This is a genomic window from Halobellus litoreus, assembly GCF_024464595.1.
Taxonomy (GTDB): Archaea; Halobacteriota; Halobacteria; order Halobacteriales; family Haloferacaceae; genus Haloquadratum; species Haloquadratum litoreum.
Map to the genome: position 1 here is coordinate 672,623 of NZ_JANHAW010000002.1, position 17,383 is coordinate 690,005.

General features: G+C 67.5%; 19 protein-coding genes and 1 other RNA gene. 12 read left to right on the forward strand and 8 right to left on the reverse strand.

Going from position 1 to position 17,383, the window contains the following annotated elements; translation table 11 throughout:
• Position 1 precedes the first annotated feature (1 nt).
• Positions 2-685, forward strand: a complete 684-nt coding sequence (locus NO360_RS10940; protein ID WP_256307843.1) for a DUF7546 family protein — start codon at positions 2-4, stop codon at positions 683-685.
• A gap of 33 nt (positions 686-718) precedes the next feature.
• On the opposite strand, the gene NO360_RS10945 is transcribed toward NO360_RS10940, so the two are convergent.
• Complete coding sequence (locus tag NO360_RS10945; protein ID WP_256307844.1) at positions 719-880, reverse strand: hypothetical protein; 162 nt, start codon at positions 878-880, stop codon at positions 719-721.
• Positions 881-982: 102 nt separating this feature from the next.
• Between NO360_RS10945 and NO360_RS10950 the strand changes: the two genes are divergently transcribed.
• Positions 983-1,213: a SelT/SelW/SelH family protein gene (locus NO360_RS10950; protein ID WP_256307845.1), complete on the forward strand. Its 231-nt coding sequence runs from the start codon at positions 983-985 to the stop codon at positions 1,211-1,213.
• A gap of 61 nt (positions 1,214-1,274) precedes the next feature.
• Here NO360_RS10950 and NO360_RS10955 read toward each other — a convergent pair whose 3' ends face one another.
• The 3 genes from NO360_RS10955 to NO360_RS10965 all read right to left on the reverse strand — a co-directional run bounded on the left by NO360_RS10955 (position 1,275) and on the right by NO360_RS10965 (position 3,954).
• Entirely contained in the window at positions 1,275-2,303 is a 1,029-nt protein-coding gene (locus tag NO360_RS10955; RefSeq protein WP_256307846.1) for an aldo/keto reductase, read from the reverse strand.
• Positions 2,304-2,401: 98 nt separating this feature from the next.
• On the reverse strand, positions 2,402-2,803 hold the full coding sequence (locus tag NO360_RS10960; protein ID WP_256307847.1) for a PhlB family protein: 402 nt from the start codon (positions 2,801-2,803) through the stop codon (positions 2,402-2,404).
• Positions 2,800-3,954 (reverse strand): thiolase family protein, encoded by a 1,155-nt coding sequence (locus NO360_RS10965; RefSeq protein ID WP_256307848.1) that lies wholly within the window; start codon positions 3,952-3,954, stop codon positions 2,800-2,802. The genes NO360_RS10960 and NO360_RS10965 overlap by 4 nt, the downstream gene beginning before the upstream one ends.
• Positions 3,955-4,058: 104 nt before the next feature.
• On the opposite strand from NO360_RS10965, the gene NO360_RS10970 reads away from it, so the two are divergent.
• The 3 genes from NO360_RS10970 (at position 4,059) to NO360_RS10980 (ending at position 6,379) form a co-directional block, all read left to right on the forward strand.
• Positions 4,059-4,481: a DUF7548 family protein gene (locus tag NO360_RS10970; RefSeq protein WP_256307849.1), complete on the forward strand. Its 423-nt coding sequence runs from the start codon at positions 4,059-4,061 to the stop codon at positions 4,479-4,481.
• A gap of 111 nt (positions 4,482-4,592) precedes the next feature.
• Positions 4,593-4,905, forward strand: an RNA gene (ffs, locus tag NO360_RS10975) — signal recognition particle sRNA.
• A 178-nt stretch (positions 4,906-5,083) separates the two neighbouring features.
• Positions 5,084-6,379, forward strand: a complete 1,296-nt coding sequence (locus NO360_RS10980) for an MFS transporter (protein WP_256307850.1) — start codon at positions 5,084-5,086, stop codon at positions 6,377-6,379.
• 18 nt (positions 6,380-6,397) lie between these two features.
• Here NO360_RS10980 and NO360_RS10985 read toward each other — a convergent pair whose 3' ends face one another.
• From NO360_RS10985 to NO360_RS10995, 3 genes are all read right to left on the reverse strand, one after another.
• Entirely contained in the window at positions 6,398-7,612 is a 1,215-nt protein-coding gene (locus tag NO360_RS10985; RefSeq protein WP_256307851.1) for a DUF4382 domain-containing protein, read from the reverse strand.
• A gap of 77 nt (positions 7,613-7,689) precedes the next feature.
• Positions 7,690-8,469: a DUF2797 domain-containing protein gene (locus tag NO360_RS10990; RefSeq protein WP_256307852.1), complete on the reverse strand. Its 780-nt coding sequence runs from the start codon at positions 8,467-8,469 to the stop codon at positions 7,690-7,692.
• Between the two features lie 82 nt (positions 8,470-8,551).
• Positions 8,552-9,301, reverse strand: a complete 750-nt coding sequence (locus NO360_RS10995) for an SIMPL domain-containing protein (protein WP_256307853.1) — start codon at positions 9,299-9,301, stop codon at positions 8,552-8,554.
• 126 nt (positions 9,302-9,427) lie between these two features.
• Here NO360_RS10995 and NO360_RS11000 point away from each other — a divergent pair, with 126 nt between their 5' ends.
• The 7 genes from NO360_RS11000 (at position 9,428) to NO360_RS11030 (ending at position 16,052) form a co-directional block, all read left to right on the forward strand.
• Entirely contained in the window at positions 9,428-9,976 is a 549-nt protein-coding gene (locus NO360_RS11000) for a tRNA (cytidine(56)-2'-O)-methyltransferase (protein WP_256307854.1), read from the forward strand.
• A gap of 650 nt (positions 9,977-10,626) precedes the next feature.
• Positions 10,627-11,157, forward strand: coding sequence for a transcription factor (locus NO360_RS11005; protein WP_256307855.1), 531 nt, complete (start codon positions 10,627-10,629; stop codon positions 11,155-11,157).
• Positions 11,157-11,837, forward strand: coding sequence for a DUF2110 family protein (locus NO360_RS11010; RefSeq protein WP_256307856.1), 681 nt, complete (start codon positions 11,157-11,159; stop codon positions 11,835-11,837). Before NO360_RS11005 ends, NO360_RS11010 begins: the two co-directional genes overlap by 1 nt.
• 42 nt (positions 11,838-11,879) lie before the next feature.
• Positions 11,880-12,674, forward strand: a complete 795-nt coding sequence (locus NO360_RS11015) for a DUF5803 family protein (protein WP_256307857.1) — start codon at positions 11,880-11,882, stop codon at positions 12,672-12,674.
• 70 nt (positions 12,675-12,744) lie between these two features.
• On the forward strand, positions 12,745-13,443 hold the full coding sequence (locus NO360_RS11020) for a competence/damage-inducible protein A (protein WP_256307858.1): 699 nt from the start codon (positions 12,745-12,747) through the stop codon (positions 13,441-13,443).
• A 281-nt stretch (positions 13,444-13,724) separates the two neighbouring features.
• Positions 13,725-14,864 carry an ATP-NAD kinase family protein gene (locus NO360_RS11025; protein WP_256307859.1) on the forward strand — a complete coding sequence of 380 codons (1,140 nt, stop codon included), beginning with the start codon at positions 13,725-13,727 and terminating at the stop codon, positions 14,862-14,864.
• A gap of 156 nt (positions 14,865-15,020) precedes the next feature.
• Entirely contained in the window at positions 15,021-16,052 is a 1,032-nt protein-coding gene (locus tag NO360_RS11030) for a PhoU domain-containing protein (RefSeq protein WP_256307860.1), read from the forward strand.
• A gap of 14 nt (positions 16,053-16,066) precedes the next feature.
• On the opposite strand, the gene NO360_RS11035 is transcribed toward NO360_RS11030, so the two are convergent.
• Positions 16,067-17,320 carry an LEA/WHy family protein gene (locus NO360_RS11035; protein ID WP_256307861.1) on the reverse strand — a complete coding sequence of 418 codons (1,254 nt, stop codon included), beginning with the start codon at positions 17,318-17,320 and terminating at the stop codon, positions 16,067-16,069.
• Positions 17,321-17,383 lie beyond the last annotated feature (63 nt).

Below are 17,383 nucleotides of genomic sequence, written 5' to 3' on the forward strand. Positions count from 1 at the left end.
GATGGCCGCCGCGAGCGCCGCGTCTCGATTCGAGATTCGGGACCTCCTCTACGGCGCGCTCGTCGGCAACACGCTCGCCGCGCTCGCCGTGGCGTACACCCTGCTGGCGGGCATCTCGATTACGCAGCCGCGGTACGCGCTCTACGGCCTCCTCTGGGTCTTCGTCGGCGTGCTCGTGCTGTGGAAGACCGAACCGGCCCCCGCGGACGATTCGACGCGCCGCCGGGCGGCCGCGGTCGCCCTCGTCTACTTCGTCGCGCTCGCGGTCGCCGGCGGCGTCGTCGTCACCGCGATGCGACCCGGGGCGGGCGAGTTCGGCGTCCGCCTGGCGACGCTCGCGCCCGGATGGGGGCCGGCGCCAGTCTTCTCGTCGCCGTGGGCCGCCCTGGTGCTGATGCCCGCTCGCGTCGTCGGCTACGCCGCGCTGGCGTATCTCGTGTACGCGACCGTGATCGACGCCGCCGGCGCGGCCGTCTCGGGACTCGTCGGACTGCTCTCCTGCGTCTCCTGCTCGTGGCCGATCCTCGCGTCGCTCCTGTCGGGCGTCGTCGGCGGCGGCTCGGCCGTCGTCGCGGCGACGTTCGACTTCTCCTACGACATCTCGACGGTCGTGTTTCTCCTCACCGTCGCGCTCCTGTACTGGCGGCCCTTCGTCGGCGGTCACTTCGACGGTCAAAAAGAGTGAGCGCGGCCGGATCGAGCGGCCACGGGGCTCCACTCAGGCGAACCCGACCGGTTCGGGACGCTGCACCGTCTCCGGGTCGTCGCGTTCGTCCATCGGGTCGGTCTCGGGGTCGGTTCTCTCGCTCGTCGCTTCCGTCGGGCCAGTCTCGTGTTCCAACCTCGCCAGCGCCTCCCGCCGCAGAGGGTGGTAACACATACCAAGATAGTAGTTGGCAATAGACGAACAAAAGTCTGTCTCCGCGATCCGGATCGGCGGGCGCGACGCGCTTAACAGCGCCCGGAACCAACCTGGGAGTCGATGTCCGCCATCGAAATCGAGTACTGCGTCCCCTGCGGCTTTCTGAACCGTGCCGAGGAGATCCAGCACGCGCTGCTCGAACAGTTCGGCGACCGACTGGACCGCGTCGCGCTGGTGACCGGCGACCACGGCGTCCTGACGGTCGCCGTCGACGGCGACGTCGTCTGGGACAAAGCCGAGGACGAGTACGACGTCGATGGAATCACGCGGCGGGTTCGCGAGGAGATCTGAGGCGGCTGTCGTCGCGTCCCGGTGATCGCGGGGGCGCGACCACAGCGGCCCGGGGGGCGCGTCAGTCGCGATGGCCCCAGCGACGGCCCTCCTCGTCGTAGCGGGCCTCGAAGATGCGGTCCCACTGGGCGGTGGAGAGGTCCACGTCGGCCGCGCCGAGGTTCTCGTCGAGTTGTTCGACCGTCCGCGCGCCGACGATGGGGACGACGGTCGCGTCCGGGTAGTCCATCAGCCAGCGGAGCGCGACCTGTGCGGGTGAGGCGTCCTCCTCGTCGGCGACTTCCCTGACCGCGTCGAGGACGTGCCACCCTCGCTCGGAGAGGTAGTACTCGTCGAACTGGTCGTCCATCGAGCCGCGAGAGCCGTCGGGGGCGATCACCTGCGCCGGGTCGTCGGGGTCGGCGCGCTCGTACTTGCCCGTGAGGAAGCCGCCGGCCAGCGGCGAGTACGGACAGACCGCGAGGTCCTGGTCGCCGCAGACGTCCAGGTACTCCTTCACGTCCTCGTAGTAGCCCGCGTGAAACAGCGGCTGGGTGACCTCGAAGCGCTCCCAGTCGTGGACGTCGGACTTCCACAGCGCCTTCGTGAGCTGCCAGGACGCCATCGTCGACGCCCCGAGGTAGTTCACTTTCCCCTCCTCGACGAGTCGGTCGAGCGTCGCGAGCGTCTCCTCGATCGGCGTCTCCTCGTCCCAGCGGTGGATGTAGTAGAGGTCGAGGTAGTCGGTGCCGAGGCGGTCGAGCGTGCCCTCGATCTGGTTCCTGATGTGCGTGCGAGAGAGGCCCGACCCGTTCGGGTTGTCGGGATCGAAGCCGAAGTACACCTTCGAGGCGAGGACGACCTCCGAGCGGTCGCGGTCGGCGAGCCAGTCGCCGATCCACGACTCGCTGCGGCCGCTCGGGTCGCCGTAGACGTTCGCGGTGTCGATGAAGTTCCCGCCGCGCTCGACGAACGCGTCGAGCAGGTCGTGGGCTTCGCTCTTCTTCGTCTCGACGACGCCGTCGGTCTCGCGGCCGAAGCGCCACGTCCCGAAGCAGAGTTCCGAGACCTTGGTTCCGGTCGATCCGAGTCGTCGGTAGTCGAGGCTCATGTGCGGGGAGAGACCGGCCGCGCTCAAAAACGTGCGTGTCCGAGGTCGTTCCTGCTCGCCGCACCGAGATTCGGTCCGCGTGCCGAACGCCGGAGACGCTACTCGACCGGCTCGAATCGGAAGCCGTCCCACTCCTGGCTCTCCGGTTCGCGGATGCCCGCGTCGGGGTCGCGGAGCTCCTCGCAGTAGACCGGCCGAACCGCGTCGCCGACGTCGACCTCGTCGGTCGTCACCTGGCCGATGGCCCGCACCGGTTCGCCGTCGACGTCGAACTCGACGATGGCGACGGTGTTCGGCTGGCGGACGCCCGGCGGCGTCGCGGTCGACGTCGTCCAGGTGACGACCTCCGCGACGTGCTCGCTCAGGTCGACCGTGCCGGTCGGTTCCTGACCACCGGGCCCGAGCGGGTGGCCGGGGTAGGTGATGCTGCCGTCGGGGTAGCGGGACGCCTCCATCGCCGGTTCGTTCTCGGTGTCGTGCTCGTCTCGATCGTCGCTCATGTTCGACCCTCCAGGATCGTCGTCGTCACGCAGTTTCCGAACCCGCCGACGTTGCAGGCGAGTGCCGTCTCGGCCTCGACCTGCCGCGGTCCTGCGTCGCCGACGACCTGCGTGTAGATTTCGTAGACCTGTGCCACGCCGGACGCTCCGAGCGGGTGGCCCTTCGACTTGAGCCCGCCGGAGGTGTTGATCGGCAACTCGCCGTCGCGATCGGTGACGCCCTCCTCGACCGCTTTCCAGCCCTCGCCCTTCTCGAAGAAACCGAGATCCTCCGACTGGAGGAACTCCAGGATCGTGAACATATCGTGGAGTTCCGCGACGTCGACGTCGTCGGGGCCCAGTTCCGCCATCTCGTAGGCCTGCTCCGAGGAGTGGACGACCCCGCCCATCGTCGTCGGGTCCGCGCGCTCGTGGACGACGTGGGTGTCGGTCGCACCGCCGATGCCCGAGACGACCGCGTACTCGTCGGTGTACTCGCGGGCGACGGACTCCGGACAGAACATGAGCGCCGCCGACCCGTCCGTGATCGGGCAGAAGTCGTAGAGCCTGAGGGGGTCGGCGACGATCGGCGACTCCAGGACGGTGTCGAGGTCGACTTCCTTCTGGAACTGTGCGTGCGGGTTGTCGACACCGTTTTTGTGGTTCTTGACCGCGACCTTCCCGAGCGACTCGCGCGGGGCGTCGTATTTGTCGAGGTAGTGGCGAGCGGTGAGGCCCGCGAACGAGGGGAGCGTGAGCCCGTGTTTGTACTCGACCGGGTGCGTCAGCGAGGCGATGACGTCGGTCGCCTCCGCGGTCGTCCGGTGGGTCATCTTCTCGCCGCCGACGAGGAGCGTCATCTCCGAGGCTCCCGAGGCGATCGACTGCCAGGCCGCGTACACGCCCGCGCCGCCCGACGAGGACGTCTGGTCGATTCGGGCGGTGTAGGCGGGGACCGCCGAGAGGTCGTGGGCCAGCGCGTTCGGGACGCCGGTCTGGCCCTCGAACTCGCCGCTGGCCATATTCGAGACGTACAGGTGTTCGACCGCGTCGGGCGAGACGCCCGCGTCGTCGAGGCAGGCGGTGCCGGCCTCCGCGAGCAACTCGCGGATCCACGCCTCGCGCTGCCCGAACTGGGTCATCGACGCGCCGATGATCGCTACGCGCTCCATAGTCGTCAACGAGTGGGCGGTGGCTTACCGGTTTCCCTTTTCAGAGGTCTCGACCGCCCGCCGTCTCTCGAAGCGCTTACACGCTCCCCGGTTCGACATCCGGTATGAACGTGGATCTGGACGCTGTCGCGCCGAGGCTGGGTGCTATCGTCTGTCTGCTCCTCGCCGGGGTCGTGTTCGCGCCGGCCCTCCTGATCTCGGTCCCGGGCGCGGGCGTCGCGGACTACTACGCCTCCGGACCGATCGGCGTCTCGATCGTGGGCGTGCTCGCCCTCCTCAACGTCGTCGTCTTCCTCGCGGCCGCCCAGGAGCGGTCGGATCCGGCGACGCTCGCCGGCGTCGCCCTGGTGTCGGCGCTCGCGATGGTCCTGTTCTCGCTCGTGTGGGCGCTCTCGATCGACCCGACGCTGCTCTTCAGCTTCCCGTCGGAGTACGCCTGGATCGAGAACCACCGCTGGATCGTCGTCACCGGGTCGGCGTTCGTCGCCATCGCCGCCGGGAGCTTCGCGCGATCGCGCGTGGCGTAAACCGTCGCGAGCGTGGGGTCGCGGCCGGCGGCCCGACCGGGAGACCCGAACGGCGTCTTGCGATCGCGGGGTCCCCGAGTCGAAAGCCCCTTATGTGGTCCCGGTCTACTCTGGAACGGACTAGGTCGGGCAGCTAGGCCCTGCTCTCCACCCGCATCTTTGGCCTTCAGCGGGGACCGAACCCGGGGGCGTCCGGTCAGACCGGCGCGGGCCTCGGAAGCCAACGTCGAAACCTCGTCCTTCGGGGACGGCGGTTCACCGACGCCGGCCGCAGGGTCGGTCCGAGGTGATTCGTCGCCGGCACCCCGTCAGGCGCGGAAGCGAGCAGCGGACCAGCGAACGTTCGTCGCTCGGAGGATCGCGGGGTGGAGGAGGCGACCGAGATTCCCCGTGCCGGAACGTCGGGCAATCCCGCTGTCCGCCATTCATATCGGATTCGCGATCGAGAGCGACGGCGCTCGCCCGTCTTCGGCCCTCGCCCGCGCGGGCCCGGCCGGACGCATCCGCGTGGTTCCGAATGCGCACGGTACCCGAGAACACACCCCTGTGAGCCGCAGAATAGTGTCGTTTAATTCCGTCGGCGGCGGCGCTTCGAACACGGAATGATGGGACGCGCCAGCGGTGCCCTCGGACTGCTCCGGGACCGCGAGTTCGCCGCGCTGTCGGGGGTCGCGTTCGCCCGGAGTCAGGCGTACTCGACGGTGCTCATCGCGCTGGCGCTCTACGCCGACCAGTTCGGGACCACCGGCGTCGTCGAAGGGCTGTTCGGGACGGCCTTCGCCGTCGCGCAATTGTTCATCGTCCTCCCGCTCGGACGCAAAGTCGACACGGGCAACGCGAAGCACTATCTGCTCGCCGGCCTGGCGATCAACGTCGCCGTCTTCGTCGGGTTCGCACTCGTCCAGAACTCGATCCACGTGATTCTCGTGCGGGTGCTGCAAGGGCTCGGGGCCAGTCTGCTGTGGGTCACCGGGTCGGCGGTAGTCGGCGAGATCAGCCCCGAGGACGGCAGCGGCCGCTGGCTCGGCGCGTACAATCAGGTCGGGGCCTTCTCGAGTCTCGCCGGCGACCTCGTCGGGGGCTACCTGCTGTACGCCTACGACTTCGTCTGGGCATACGCGGCGCTGACCGCGGTCACGATCCTCGCGTTCGGCCTCGTGTGGCGGCATCTCCGGGACGATCCCGGCGGACGGAAGGACCCCGACGAAGCGACCGGCGCCGAGACGATCCGCGCGCTCCTGGCGCGGCCGATGGTCCGATCGCTCGTGATCTTCAGGCTCGGATTCTCGGTCGGGAAGATGGCCGTGATCATCTTCCTCCCGATCTTCGCGCGCACCGAGTTCGGGATCAACGCCTTCGCGATCGGGTGGATACTCGCCGGAGGGAAACTGACGAAGTCGATCTTTCAGGGGTATATGGGAGATCTGACCGACAAGATCGGCAAGCGGTACTGGTTCGTGGTCGTGGGCGCGCTGCTGTACGGGCTCGGAACGGCGCTCATCCCCCTGGCGCTCTTTTTCGAGGGCACGATCCGACCGATCAGCTTCGAGGCGTTCGGCCGAACGCAGGTCCTCGGCGGGGCGTTCTTCGCGCTCTTCGCCGCCTACGGGATCCTCGGTATCGCCGACAGCGTCCGCCTACCGGCGAGTATGGCGCTATTCGTCGAAGAGGGCGAGCGGTTGGACTCGGTCGCGTCGAGTATGTCGCTGCGCTCGATCGCCTGGAAGGTCGGACAGGTCGCCGGCCCCGTCCTCGTCGGGGCGATCAAAGACGCCGTCTCGACGACGATGGCCTTTCTCACCGCCGCGGCCTTCATCGTCGTCGCCACCGGAATCTTCGTCGTGACGTACCTGCGGACGCGGGAGACGCCGGCCGCGACGCCCGCGGTCGGGGACTGAGCCGAAGTGTGAGCGTCCCTAGTCCGCGGTCGCGTCCGATCCGCTGGCTTCCTCGTTCGCTCCGGAGCCGGCGGACGGACCGCCGTCGTCGAACTCGAACTCCAACTCGGTCTCCGCGTCGTCACGGGTGACCGTCACTTCGAGTTCTTCGGCGTCGTCGGGTATCGAGACGACGTACTCGCCGTTCGCGTCGGTGGTCCCGGTCGGTCCGCCCTCAATCTCGACGGTCGCGTTCTCGACCGCGGAGCCGTTTCGCGTCACGCGTAGCGTCGCGTTCTCGCCGGGCGCGACATCGTCGGCGAAGGTGGCGTTCAGCGCCGACTCGGCCCGGTTCTCACGGTCGTCATCGCTTTCATCGTCGCCTTCGTCGTCATCGTCGTCGATTTGGTCGATCTCGACGTCGGTCCCCGACTCGGAGATGACGGGTTTGAGGACGTACTTCCCGCTCTGGCCCGCCTTGATCGCGGTGATGTCGAAGACGAAGTCGACCGATTCGCCGTCACCGACGGTGAACTCCGAGTTCAACTGGAGCTTCCCGCTCGGCAGTTTCACGCGCTGGTCGCTGCCGTCTTTCAACGTCCCGTTCACGTCGGAGACGTAGACGAACACTTTCTCGTAGGTCCCGTTCGGGGCGTCGAGCGACGAGAGTCGCGTCGCGTTCGCGCCCTGGAGACGGGTCAGGTCGACCGTCCGGTCGTCGACCTCGTACTCGACCCACTCGTCGTCGGTGCTGTCTTCGTCGCCGTCGTCGGCTTCGTCACCGCCGTCTGCGTCGTCCGCGTCAGCGGACTCGGTTTTCGCCGTGGTCGTCGACGTAGCCGTTTCGGTGTCGTCCGTCTCGTCGGCCACCTCGTCGCCGTCAGCCGACTCGTCGTCCGCATCCGTTCCGCCGTCGTCCGCATCCGTTCCGCCGTCGTCCGCATCCGTTCCGCCGTCGTCCGCATCGTCGCGCTCGTCGGCGTCTTCGCCGCCATCGTCAGCGGCCGGCTTCAGTCCGACGCGGTTGATGGTGACGTTGAGATGCTCGAAGTCACCGATCGCGTTCCGTTCGTCGCTGATGTACAGATTCACCGTCCCAGTGCTGCTATCGGTCCCGCCGGTGGGCGACTGCACGTCCGTAGCTGTCGATGCGTCGTCTGCGCCCCCGTTCGGCGCACCGGAGATGCCACCGGCGCAGCCGGCGAGGACCACGAGCGCCGCGACGAGAACGGTCGCGACAGTCTTTCGAGTCATTGCGGTCACCCCGAGGAGCCGAAGCGGTATTTAAATAGCAGTCCGTGACTCCCGAATTCAATCGGATTCAGGCCGATTTACTCCCACGCGCCGAGGCTCGCCTGCAGGTCGCGGGTCGTCGCCTCCGGGGTCGCCTCGTACCCGACGAGGTCGCGGAGGTCGACGGCGTAGGTGGTTCCCGCACGGTCGAGGACCAGCAGCCGACCTTGGACGCCGCGGACGGTCCCGGTGGCGATGGTTTCGGCGACCGGGCGGTCGTGCAGACCGAGCCCGTACGAGAATTCGTATCGATCGGCCTCGTCGACGTCGAACTCGGCCAGCAGTTCCCGCCACGCGTCGGCGTCGACGTCGCGGTGGAGACCCGCCCGTTTCGTCGGCACGCGGATCCGGTCCGGGATCTCCGTGGCGATTTCGGCCTCGCGCCGCCGGGCGATCCGGCCGTCGGGGACGACCGAGAGGAGCGCGCCGCGGTCTGCACCCTGCTCGCGAAGCCGAGTCTCCACGCGCCACTCCCGGGTGACGCCCACTTTGAACGCGTCCGGCGCGAACGCCGCCAGGTAGATCGCGTGCGGCTCCACGCAGTCCATCTCGTCCTTGAGGCACGTCCCGGTGCACTTCGCACAGACCCACGTCGAGCGGTGCTGCGGGCAGTGCGGGGCGGTCGGGTTCGCGCACGGAACGTGCCCCTCGTCGGTGACGGTTCCGGCACAGCGGCGCTCGCCGAGCGTGTACGCGATTTCGACACCGGGTTCGAGCGGGACGAACTCGACGGAACCGGGATCGTCAGCGGCGGAATCGACGGACGCGTCGCTCAGGTAGAGCCCCGGTTCGCCCGTGTCGTAGCCGACGAACTGCACGTCACTCGCTATGCGAGGGTCGAATAAAAGCCGTGCCGTTCGGCGAGACGGACGGACCGAGGCGCGCTCCGTTCAGTCGCGCTCACGTCGCAGTCGCGTTGTACACGACCTGCACCGACGCCACCACCGTCACGGATCCCGCCTCGACGTCGGTGTCACCGGAGTCGGGTGCGGGTGTCTGCGTCGCGTATTCGACGTCGCTCGGACGCGGGGACCCGCTGTCGACGCGGATCACGTCGACGCCGGTGATGGTGAGGTTCTCCGTCGCCCCGACGGTCTCGGCCTTCCGTCGCGCGTCCGCCATCGCCGCCTGGCGGGCGTCCCGTTCGAGTTGCTGTCTTCGCTCCGCAGACAGGGTGAACTCGACGTTGTTGATGTCGGTCGCGCCGTTCTGTACGGCCGTGTCGATGACCGGACCGGCCCGCCCGACGTCGGGGAGCGTGATCTCGAACTCGTGGGTCGCGCGGTACCGGACTTCCGGCTCGCCGCCCTCCTCACGCGGCGGCCGGTAATCACGCCCGATGTCGTAGTAACTGGTCGTGATCTGCTCGTCGGCCACGCCCGCCTCGGTCAGGGCGCGCCGCATCCGGGAGACGTTCTCGGCCAGTCGTTGCCGGGCCGTGACGGCGTCCTCGGCCGTCGCCGTGACACCGACGTCGACGACCGCTCGGTTCGGCTGGCCGTCGGCGCTACCCGCGCCCGCGACCTCGATTTGACTTCCTGACGACGACGGCGAGTCTGCGTTCGAGTCGGCGGCCGAGAGGGCACCCGAACACCCCGCGAGCAGGACGAGCGCCACCACGCCGATCGCGATGAGCGGCTTTCGAGACATAACTATTCGATGACAAGATTCCATCAAGTGCTTCGTGGTATCTCAAAGGACCGTTTGAGCGAACCCGTCGCCCCCTCCAGCCATCGAAGCGAAGCCCCTTAGCGCCCGGCCCGTCTCGACTCGCGTATGCACGACGCACCAGAGGTGGCCGTCCTCCGGTACGGCCACCGCCCGGGCCGGGACGACCGGATGACGACGCACGTCGGTCTCACCGCGCGGGCGCTCGGCGCGGATCGGGTGATCTTTCCCGACAACGCCGGCCAGTCCCGGGAGACGGTCGAAGACATCACCGATCGCTTCGGCGGCCCCTTCGACGTGGAACTCACGGGGCAGCTGGACGCGACGATCCGCGAGTGGGACGGGTCGGTCGTCCACCTGACGATGTACGGCGAGCGGGTGCAGGACGTGACCGGGGAGATTCGGGAGACGCATCGCGAAGATCCCCTCCTGATCGTCGTCGGCGGCGAGAAGGTCCCGTTCGAGGTGTACGAGGCGGCCGACTGGAACGTCGGCGTCACGAACCAGCCCCACTCGGAGGTCGCCGGATTGGCCGTCTTCCTGGATCGACTGTTCGACGGGCGCGAACTCGAACGCGAGTGGGAAGCCGCCGACCGCCGGGTGATACCCCAAGAACGCGGGAAGCGCGTCGTCGACGGGGACCTCGACGAGCCGTGAGCGATCGAGGATCGAGGGCGATCGAAGAGCGAGGACGAGTCGCGAGCGGCCGCGTGATCAGTTACGGACGATCGGTTGCGTGAATAGCTACGAACGCGACACTCTCGGTGTACGTTGTCAGAGAGAACGCGAGAACGGCGGTGTAGACCTGGACGGGAGACGTTTTCCCCGACCTACACGGCCATCTGGGTCTGCCACGCCGACTTTAGCCGGAATTTCACCGGCAGTTGCCGGAGCGTTAGCCGGGTTCCCACCGGCGTTGTCGACGTAGCGTCGCCGAATTTCACGAAGTCCGCTTGCGCGTACTCCGCTAGTTGGCCTTCTCCCTCGACCGCCCGGGCGGTCGAGCGTTCGGGTCGGTGCGGTCCTCCTTCGGAACCGTAACCTCGTCGCCTTCTGACGGACACTTCGGTTGTGGCTCCCAACTCGTTCCGTCTCGCCCGCGTCCGGGTGATCTGAAACGAGTCGTCCAGTGTGTCCCCGCCTTCTCGCGGGAATTATACCTACGAGCGGGGTAATAATAAATCATTTTGAATATTGTGTGAATGTTTTCCACGAGAACAACTGACGACCGCGTCGAAATAGTTCGGAGCGGACGAGCGACCCCGCATCCGCAACTTTAAAACGACTGAGCGGCGCAACTGAGTACAATGGCTTTTGAGGAGCTGCTGAACGACCCTGTCATCCAGAAGTACCTCCACGAGCTGGTCGGACCGACGGGGATGCCGGTGGCCGCGGCTCCGCCGGACGGCGAGGTGACCGACGAGGAACTCGCCGAGGAGTTGGGACTGGAACTCAACGACGTCCGGCGGGCGCTTTTCATCCTCTACGAGAACGACCTGGCGGAGTACCGTCGGGTCCGCGACGAGGACTCCGGATGGCTCACCTATCTCTGGACCTTCCACTACGAGAACATCCCGGAGAACCTCCAGGAGGAGATGTACCGCCTCCTCGACGCGTTAGAGGAGCGTTTGGAGTACGAGCGAACCCACGAGTTCTACCTCTCGGAACCCGCGGGCATCCGCTTCGAGTTCTCCGAGGCGATGGAACAGGGCTTCCAGTGTCCGGAGACGGGTGCTCCCCTCGAACCGATGGAGAACGACGAAATGGTCGAGGCGATGGAGCGCCGGATCGAGGAGGTCCGTGACGAACTCAACGTCGACGTGGGTCGGGACGACTGATGGTCGTTCTCGCGACGAAGTGCTACGTCAGCGGTGACGCCCGCGACCGCGCGCTCGACAGTTTCGACTCCCTCGTCCGCAACGACGTCGGCGAACTCGAAGTCGGGTGGACGGTCGACGTCCGCGATGACGACTTCGTGAGCGTCGACCTGTCGGGCGAGGACGCGACCGTCGCGGCCAACGTCCTCGCGGAGACCTGGGGAGAGATCACCGACGAATTCGAGGACGGCGAAACGTACGTCGGCACGCTCGACTCCTGGGACGACGACGGCTGGGTCCTCGACGCCGGCGACGGGCGGCACGTCCGGATCGGGACCGACGAACTCGGCCTCGGGACCGGCTCGCCCGCGCAGATCCGGGACCGGTTCGGGGTCGTCCAGCACACGCCGCTTCGGTTCGTCGCCGGCGACACCCCCCGTCTCGCGGACGCGACGCGGGACCAACTGTACGACTGGACGCGCGAGGAGGGAGCCGGCCGCGTGAACGTCAACAGCGCGACCCGGGGGCAGGTCCGGGCGACGGTCAACCGGGCCGGTCACGCGAAGGACATCGTGACGGTCGAACGGCTCGGGCTCCTCGAACAGAGCATCGTCTGTCCGGAGGGGACCGACCCGCCGGGGCTGCTTGCCAGCATCGGCTCCTACCTCCGCTCGGAACTGAAGTGCGTCCTGACGTCCTGAGAGAGCGGAGGACCAATACATCTCGAACCCTCGAACCCACGTATGAACCGACGACTCCTGCTCGCGGCCGGCTGTCTCGCCCTCCTCGCGGTCACCAGCGGCTGTCTCGGCATCGGAACCGGGCCGGTCTCCGCCGACCGACTCGACAGCGAACCCGCGGCGCCCTACGAGTGGGAGACGAACCGCACGGCCCACGTCACGATCCAGGAGAACACGCAGTTCCGGACGGTGATGGAGACGAACAGTTCGACGATCGAACTGTACCGCCGCGACGGCTTCGGGGGCACGAACCCGCTTTCGGTGCAGTCGGTCCGGTATCGATACCCCAACGGGACGGTGATCACGGGGAGCGAGATCCAGAACCGCAGCGGCGAGGTCAGACAGACCCGCGACGAGACCATCGTGGCGCTGCCCGACGGCGCGCCGCCGAGCGGCGGTGCGCTCGCGTTCACCAGCGGCGGGACGCCGAAGCGCTTCACGCTCCCGACGTACGTCGAGGGCACCTACGAGGTGGTGTTGCCGCCGGATCGCCGGCTCGACTTCCCGATCTTCGGGCAGGTGTCGCCGGGCAACTACGAGACGGAGCGCGACGCGCAGGGGAGGGTCCACGTCGTCTGGGCGGAGCCGGTGACCGCCGACACCGTCTCGATCCGGTTCTACCTCCAGCGTGACCTCTACATCTTCGGCGGGATCGTCGCCCTCGTCGGCGCGGTCGGCGGCGGCGGGCTGTTCTATTACCGCCGACAGATCGACCGACTCCGGCAGCAACGACTGGAGATGGGCATCGACGTCGAAATCGACGACGACGACGAGGGGCCGCCGCCGGGGATGCGCTGACCGGTGGAACCGGAGAGAGTTGCGAACGCGGAGGCGCTGCGCTTTTGTTCGCTTCGCGGCTACGAGACGTATGCGAGTCGCAGTCGTCACCGTCGGAGACGAACTCCTCTCGGGTGACACCGTCAACACGAACGCGTCGTGGCTGTGCGCACAGTTGACCGCGCGCGGCGTCGACGTCGAGCGCGTCACCACCGTCCCGGACGACGTCGCCGACATCGCCCGCGTCGTCAACGAGTACCGCGCCGAACACGACGCCGTCGTCGTCACCGGCGGCCTCGGCCCTACCCACGACGACGTGACGATGGCCGGCGTCGCCGCGGCGGTCGGTCGCGACCTGGAACCGCACGAGGCGGCCCGCGAGTGGCTGACGGGCGAGGCGGGTTACACCGCCGAGGGCCTCGTCGAGGGGACCACCGACCTGCCGGCGGACGCCCGGATGCTCCCGAACACGGCGGGCGTCGCGCCGGGTGCCGTCGTGGAGGGCGTCTACGTCCTGCCGGGCGTCCCGGACGAGATGAAGGCGATGTTCGAGGGCGTCGCCGGAGAGTTCAGCGGCGAGGAGACCGTTTCGAGGACTGTCGACGTCGACGAACCCGAGAGCGAACTGATCGACCGGCTGTCGGAGCTGCGGGAGCGGTTCGACGTCACCGTCGGGAGCTACCCCGGCGACTCGGTCCGCGTGAAACTCACCGCGACCGACGAGGCCACCGTCGACGACGCGGCGCGGTGGCTCAGTTCGCGGGTCGACCTCGTCGAAGACGCGGAGTAATCGTCGAGGCGGGGAGCACCGGGCCGTCCGCGAACGGCGAACGTCGGGACCGCTCAGCGGTACAAGTAGTAGAGCCAGCCGGCGGTCATCGCGAGACTGAGGAGGAGGATCACCGCGCCGGTCTCTGCGATCGGGAGGGCAACGCCCTCGGATGCGAGTGGAAGCATACCACTCAGTTCCGAGAGACAGTTCTTAAGCGTTCATACTGTGGGCAGTGAGTACCGCTCACCCGACATCACCGCACCGGCGGGCTTTTGCGCGCCCCGCCGTTGGGTTCGCGTATGCGACTCGGGTTCGTAGTAAACCCCATCGCGGGGATGGGAGGCCGCGTCGGGCTGAAGGGAACCGACGGCAAAGTCGAGGAGGCGCGCCGCCGCGGGGCGGAACCCCGCGCGCCCGACCGCGCACGGCGGGCACTCGACGCGCTCCGTGAGCAGGTCGGCGACGACGTCGGCCTGGTGACCTGGGGCGGATCGATGGGCGCAGACTTGGCTCGGGAGAGGGGGTTCGATCCCGACGTTCTCGGCGGCCCCGGTTCGGATCCGACCGTCGGGGGCGACGGCGGCGGACCAGGGGCGAGCGGCACCGGCACGGCGAGCGAACCCGTGTCGGAGACGACCGCCGAGGACACCGTCCGAGCCGTCGAGGCGTTCCTCGATGCCGAGGTCGACCTCGTCGTCTTCGTCGGCGGCGACGGCACCGCGGCGGACGTCGCAGAGGTCGTCGAGGGGAGCGAGACGCCGATCCTCGGCGTGCCCGCGGGCGTGAAGGTCTACTCGTCGGTGTTCGCCGTCTCTCCCGAGGACGCGGCGCACGTGATCGCGACGTTCGAGCGGACCGAGCGCCGCGAGGTGCTCGACATCGACGAGGACGAGTATCGGGAAGGCGAGGTCCACCCCGAACTCCGGGCGATCGCCCGCGTCCCAGTCGCAGAGGAGTTGCAGTCCTCGAAGCAACTCGGCGGCGGCAACGTCGAGGCGCTCGCGGCGGGCGTCGCCGACGACGTCCGGGAGAGCGAGAAGACGTTCGTCCTCGGCCCGGGGAGCACCGTCGGCGCGGTCAAGGAGGAACTCGGCTTCGAGGGGTCGCCGCTCGGCGTCGACGTCTGGCGCGACGGCGAGGTGCTCGCCCTCGACGCGAGCGAGTCCGAGATTCTGGACGCGCTCGGTCCGGCCGGCGAGAACGTCGTCATCGTCTCGCCGATCGGCGGCCAGGGGTTCGTGTTCGGCCGCGGCAACCCCCAGCTCTCCCCCGCCGTGATTCGCCGCTGTGACCTCGAAATCGTCGCCTCGCGCTCGAAACTCGACACGATCGGCGAACTCCGCGTCGACACCGACGACCCGGACCTCGACGCCGACCTCCGCGGGTGGACGAAAGTCCGCATCGGCCGCTTCGAGCGCCGGATGATGCGGATCGTGTGACGCTTTTTCGAGATCGACGCGGATGGTATCGGACTGTGAAACTCATCGTCTCAATTATTTTAATATCGACTTATTCTAACCTCGAAATACAGACAGATAGAAGTTATATAAGCCACATATAGTGAGGATTAAGGTCACTGAAAGCAAGGGTGTGATATGGAGACGCGTAAGGTACAGCGGTTGGGTCCCTCGACGCTGGCGATGACGCTGCCGGCGGAGTGGGCCAAGGAACACAACGTCAACAAAGGCGACGAGGTGTCGCTCCGGATGGGCGGGAAGGGCACGCTGACGGTGCTTCCGGAATCAGCGAGTCAGGAGGACTCGTCGGCGACGATCCGCGCGGACAACCTCGACGCCGACTCGCTCGAACGGGCGATCGTCGCCCAGTACGTCCTCGGGCGGCGGGTGATTCACATCGAGAAGAGCGACGGCGCGCTCGACTCCGAGCACATCAACGCCGTCTACAAGGCCGAAACGCAACTGATGGGCCTGGGCGTCATCGAGGAGACGCCCGACCGGATCGCCATCCGGTGTTCGGTCGACCCCGAGGACTTCACGCTGAACAACCTCCTCGAACGGCTCGAAAACACCGGCAGCACGATGCGCGGGGAGGCGATCAAGGCGCTCGCACACGGGAACACGGACCTCGCACAGCGCGCGCTGAACCGCGAGCGACAGGCGAACAAGATCTTCGTCCTCCTGCTTCGACTGATCTTCACCGCCTACCAGAACCCGAACCTCGCTCGCGCCGTCGGCCTGGAGTCGGGGTTCCCGCTGATCGGGTACCGATCAGTGGCGAAGAACCTCGAACTGACCGCCGACAACGCCGAGGACATCGCCAACATCGCGATGAACGCCGAGGGCCACACCCTCGACATCGACTCGGGGACGATGCGTCGCATCCGGGAGTTCACCGACCAGGTCGACGAACTCACGAAGACGGCCGTGCAGTCCGTCGTCGAGCGCGACTACGACAAGACCGTCGAGTGCCGCACGCTGTTCCGACAGCTACGGGACCGCGAACAGGAGATCCTCAACGACCTTCCGGAGATGGAGAACGAAAAGCTGTTGCAGATCCGTGAAGTCCTCGTCAGCCTGCAACAGACCGCCCAGTACGCGATGCGGAACGCCGAGATCGCGGCCAACCTCGCGCTGAACGAGGAGTCCGAACACGTCACGATCGGGTGAGCGAACAGCCGACGTCACCCGAGCAGACCGCCATCGTCGTCGGTCGTCGTGGCCGTCTCGGCCGGTGTCGTCGGTGTCTCCGCCGGTGTCGCCGTTTCTGTCGTCGCCGTCGTTGTCTCCGTCGGCGTCGCCGTCTCGGTCGGCGTCGGGGCGCTCGTCGTTTCGGCCCCGTCCCCGAGAATTCCGTCATCGTCGGTCGACGTCGTCTCGGTCCGGGTTTCGGTATCCGACGGCGTCTCGGTCTGCGTCGTCGAGCCGTCGTTCTCCGCGGTCGAGTCACCACCCGGGTCAGTCGGTTTCGTCCCGAAGATGTCCGTCTCTATCGTCTCCGTGTACGTGAGCGGATCGAGCGGGACGCTCACCGTCGTCTCCGCGAGGTCTAACCGGGCGTCGAAGTCGATGCGGAGCTCTGTCACCTGGTTCCGTTCGAGGTGCGTCACCCACCACTCGTCGATCCTGTCGTTGCGGATATAGACGGTCGCCTCTACGCTCTCCGTGGACTTCGGCGGGACGACGTACTCCGAGTCGGTCGATCCCTCGCCGACGGCGACGTCGTTCATCGTGACGTCGTACCCGAGTTCGCTGACCCCGATCGGATACGGTTTCGGGTTGTACACGACGAAGGTGAGATCCATCGCCGTCCGAGAGTCCGTCACCTCGCCCCACTCCGCGCTCGTCTCGTTGACGTAGAGGACCGGATCGGAGACGAGCGGTTGGTCGGCGTTGATCGGGCGCGTCTCCGTGGAGTTGAACTGCGAGAGCAGGTCGGTCTCGATCTGCCGGGTGACGTTCGGCGGATCGACGGTCCGTCCGAGCGTCCCCGAAGTAACCGAGGTGTCGACGGTGACAGTCGTCCGCTCGTCGTTGCGGACGTGTGAGATCCACCACGGCGGGATCCGGTCGTTGTCGGCCGCTGTCGTGACGTGCAGCGTCGAGTTGCCGGTCTCGACGGCGACGCCCTCCTTGCTCCCGTTCGCGAGCGACACGTCGTTCAGCAGCACGTCGTAGTCGACGGTGACGCCGCCGAGGGAGACGCCGATCGGGTTCGGGTTCGACACCGTGATGTCCGTCTCGACCACGGTCGTGTTCTCGTCGACCGGCCCGAACGCGTTCTCGACGCCGGCGACCGCGGGAGCGCCGATCAGGCCCGCCGCGAACGCGCCGCCGAGCACTCCCACGGCGACCAGCGCGACGAGGACCGTCCGGAGGCGACCGCCGAGCGGGAGAATCGACCACATCTCGTCCGGGGAAGACCGCGGCAGGTACATAGACCTCACGACACCGGGCGAATCGTGTCAGCACAGCGGCTCGAATGCCGGCGGGTCGTCGTC

Bases quoted from the DNA above. Each gene is read 5' to 3' on its own strand.
- NO360_RS10940 (WP_256307843.1), top strand. From the start codon at position 2: ATGGCCGCCGCGAGCGCCGCGTCTCGATTCGAGATTCGGGACCTCCTC.
- NO360_RS10945 (WP_256307844.1), bottom strand. From the start codon at position 880: ATGTGTTACCACCCTCTGCGGCGGGAGGCGCTGGCGAGGTTGGAACAC.
- NO360_RS10950 (WP_256307845.1), top strand. From the start codon at position 983: ATGTCCGCCATCGAAATCGAGTACTGCGTCCCCTGCGGCTTTCTGAAC.
- NO360_RS10955 (WP_256307846.1), bottom strand. From the start codon at position 2,303: ATGAGCCTCGACTACCGACGACTCGGATCGACCGGAACCAAGGTCTCG.
- NO360_RS10960 (WP_256307847.1), bottom strand. From the start codon at position 2,803: ATGAGCGACGATCGAGACGAGCACGACACCGAGAACGAACCGGCGATG.
- NO360_RS10965 (WP_256307848.1), bottom strand. From the start codon at position 3,954: ATGGAGCGCGTAGCGATCATCGGCGCGTCGATGACCCAGTTCGGGCAG.
- NO360_RS10970 (WP_256307849.1), top strand. From the start codon at position 4,059: ATGAACGTGGATCTGGACGCTGTCGCGCCGAGGCTGGGTGCTATCGTC.
- NO360_RS10980 (WP_256307850.1), top strand. From the start codon at position 5,084: ATGATGGGACGCGCCAGCGGTGCCCTCGGACTGCTCCGGGACCGCGAG.
- NO360_RS10985 (WP_256307851.1), bottom strand. From the start codon at position 7,612: ATGACTCGAAAGACTGTCGCGACCGTTCTCGTCGCGGCGCTCGTGGTC.
- NO360_RS10995 (WP_256307853.1), bottom strand. From the start codon at position 9,301: ATGTCTCGAAAGCCGCTCATCGCGATCGGCGTGGTGGCGCTCGTCCTG.
- NO360_RS11000 (WP_256307854.1), top strand. From the start codon at position 9,428: ATGCACGACGCACCAGAGGTGGCCGTCCTCCGGTACGGCCACCGCCCG.
- NO360_RS11005 (WP_256307855.1), top strand. From the start codon at position 10,627: ATGGCTTTTGAGGAGCTGCTGAACGACCCTGTCATCCAGAAGTACCTC.
- NO360_RS11010 (WP_256307856.1), top strand. From the start codon at position 11,157: ATGGTCGTTCTCGCGACGAAGTGCTACGTCAGCGGTGACGCCCGCGAC.
- NO360_RS11015 (WP_256307857.1), top strand. From the start codon at position 11,880: ATGAACCGACGACTCCTGCTCGCGGCCGGCTGTCTCGCCCTCCTCGCG.
- NO360_RS11020 (WP_256307858.1), top strand. From the start codon at position 12,745: ATGCGAGTCGCAGTCGTCACCGTCGGAGACGAACTCCTCTCGGGTGAC.
- NO360_RS11025 (WP_256307859.1), top strand. From the start codon at position 13,725: ATGCGACTCGGGTTCGTAGTAAACCCCATCGCGGGGATGGGAGGCCGC.
- NO360_RS11030 (WP_256307860.1), top strand. From the start codon at position 15,021: ATGGAGACGCGTAAGGTACAGCGGTTGGGTCCCTCGACGCTGGCGATG.
- NO360_RS11035 (WP_256307861.1), bottom strand. From the start codon at position 17,320: ATGTACCTGCCGCGGTCTTCCCCGGACGAGATGTGGTCGATTCTCCCG.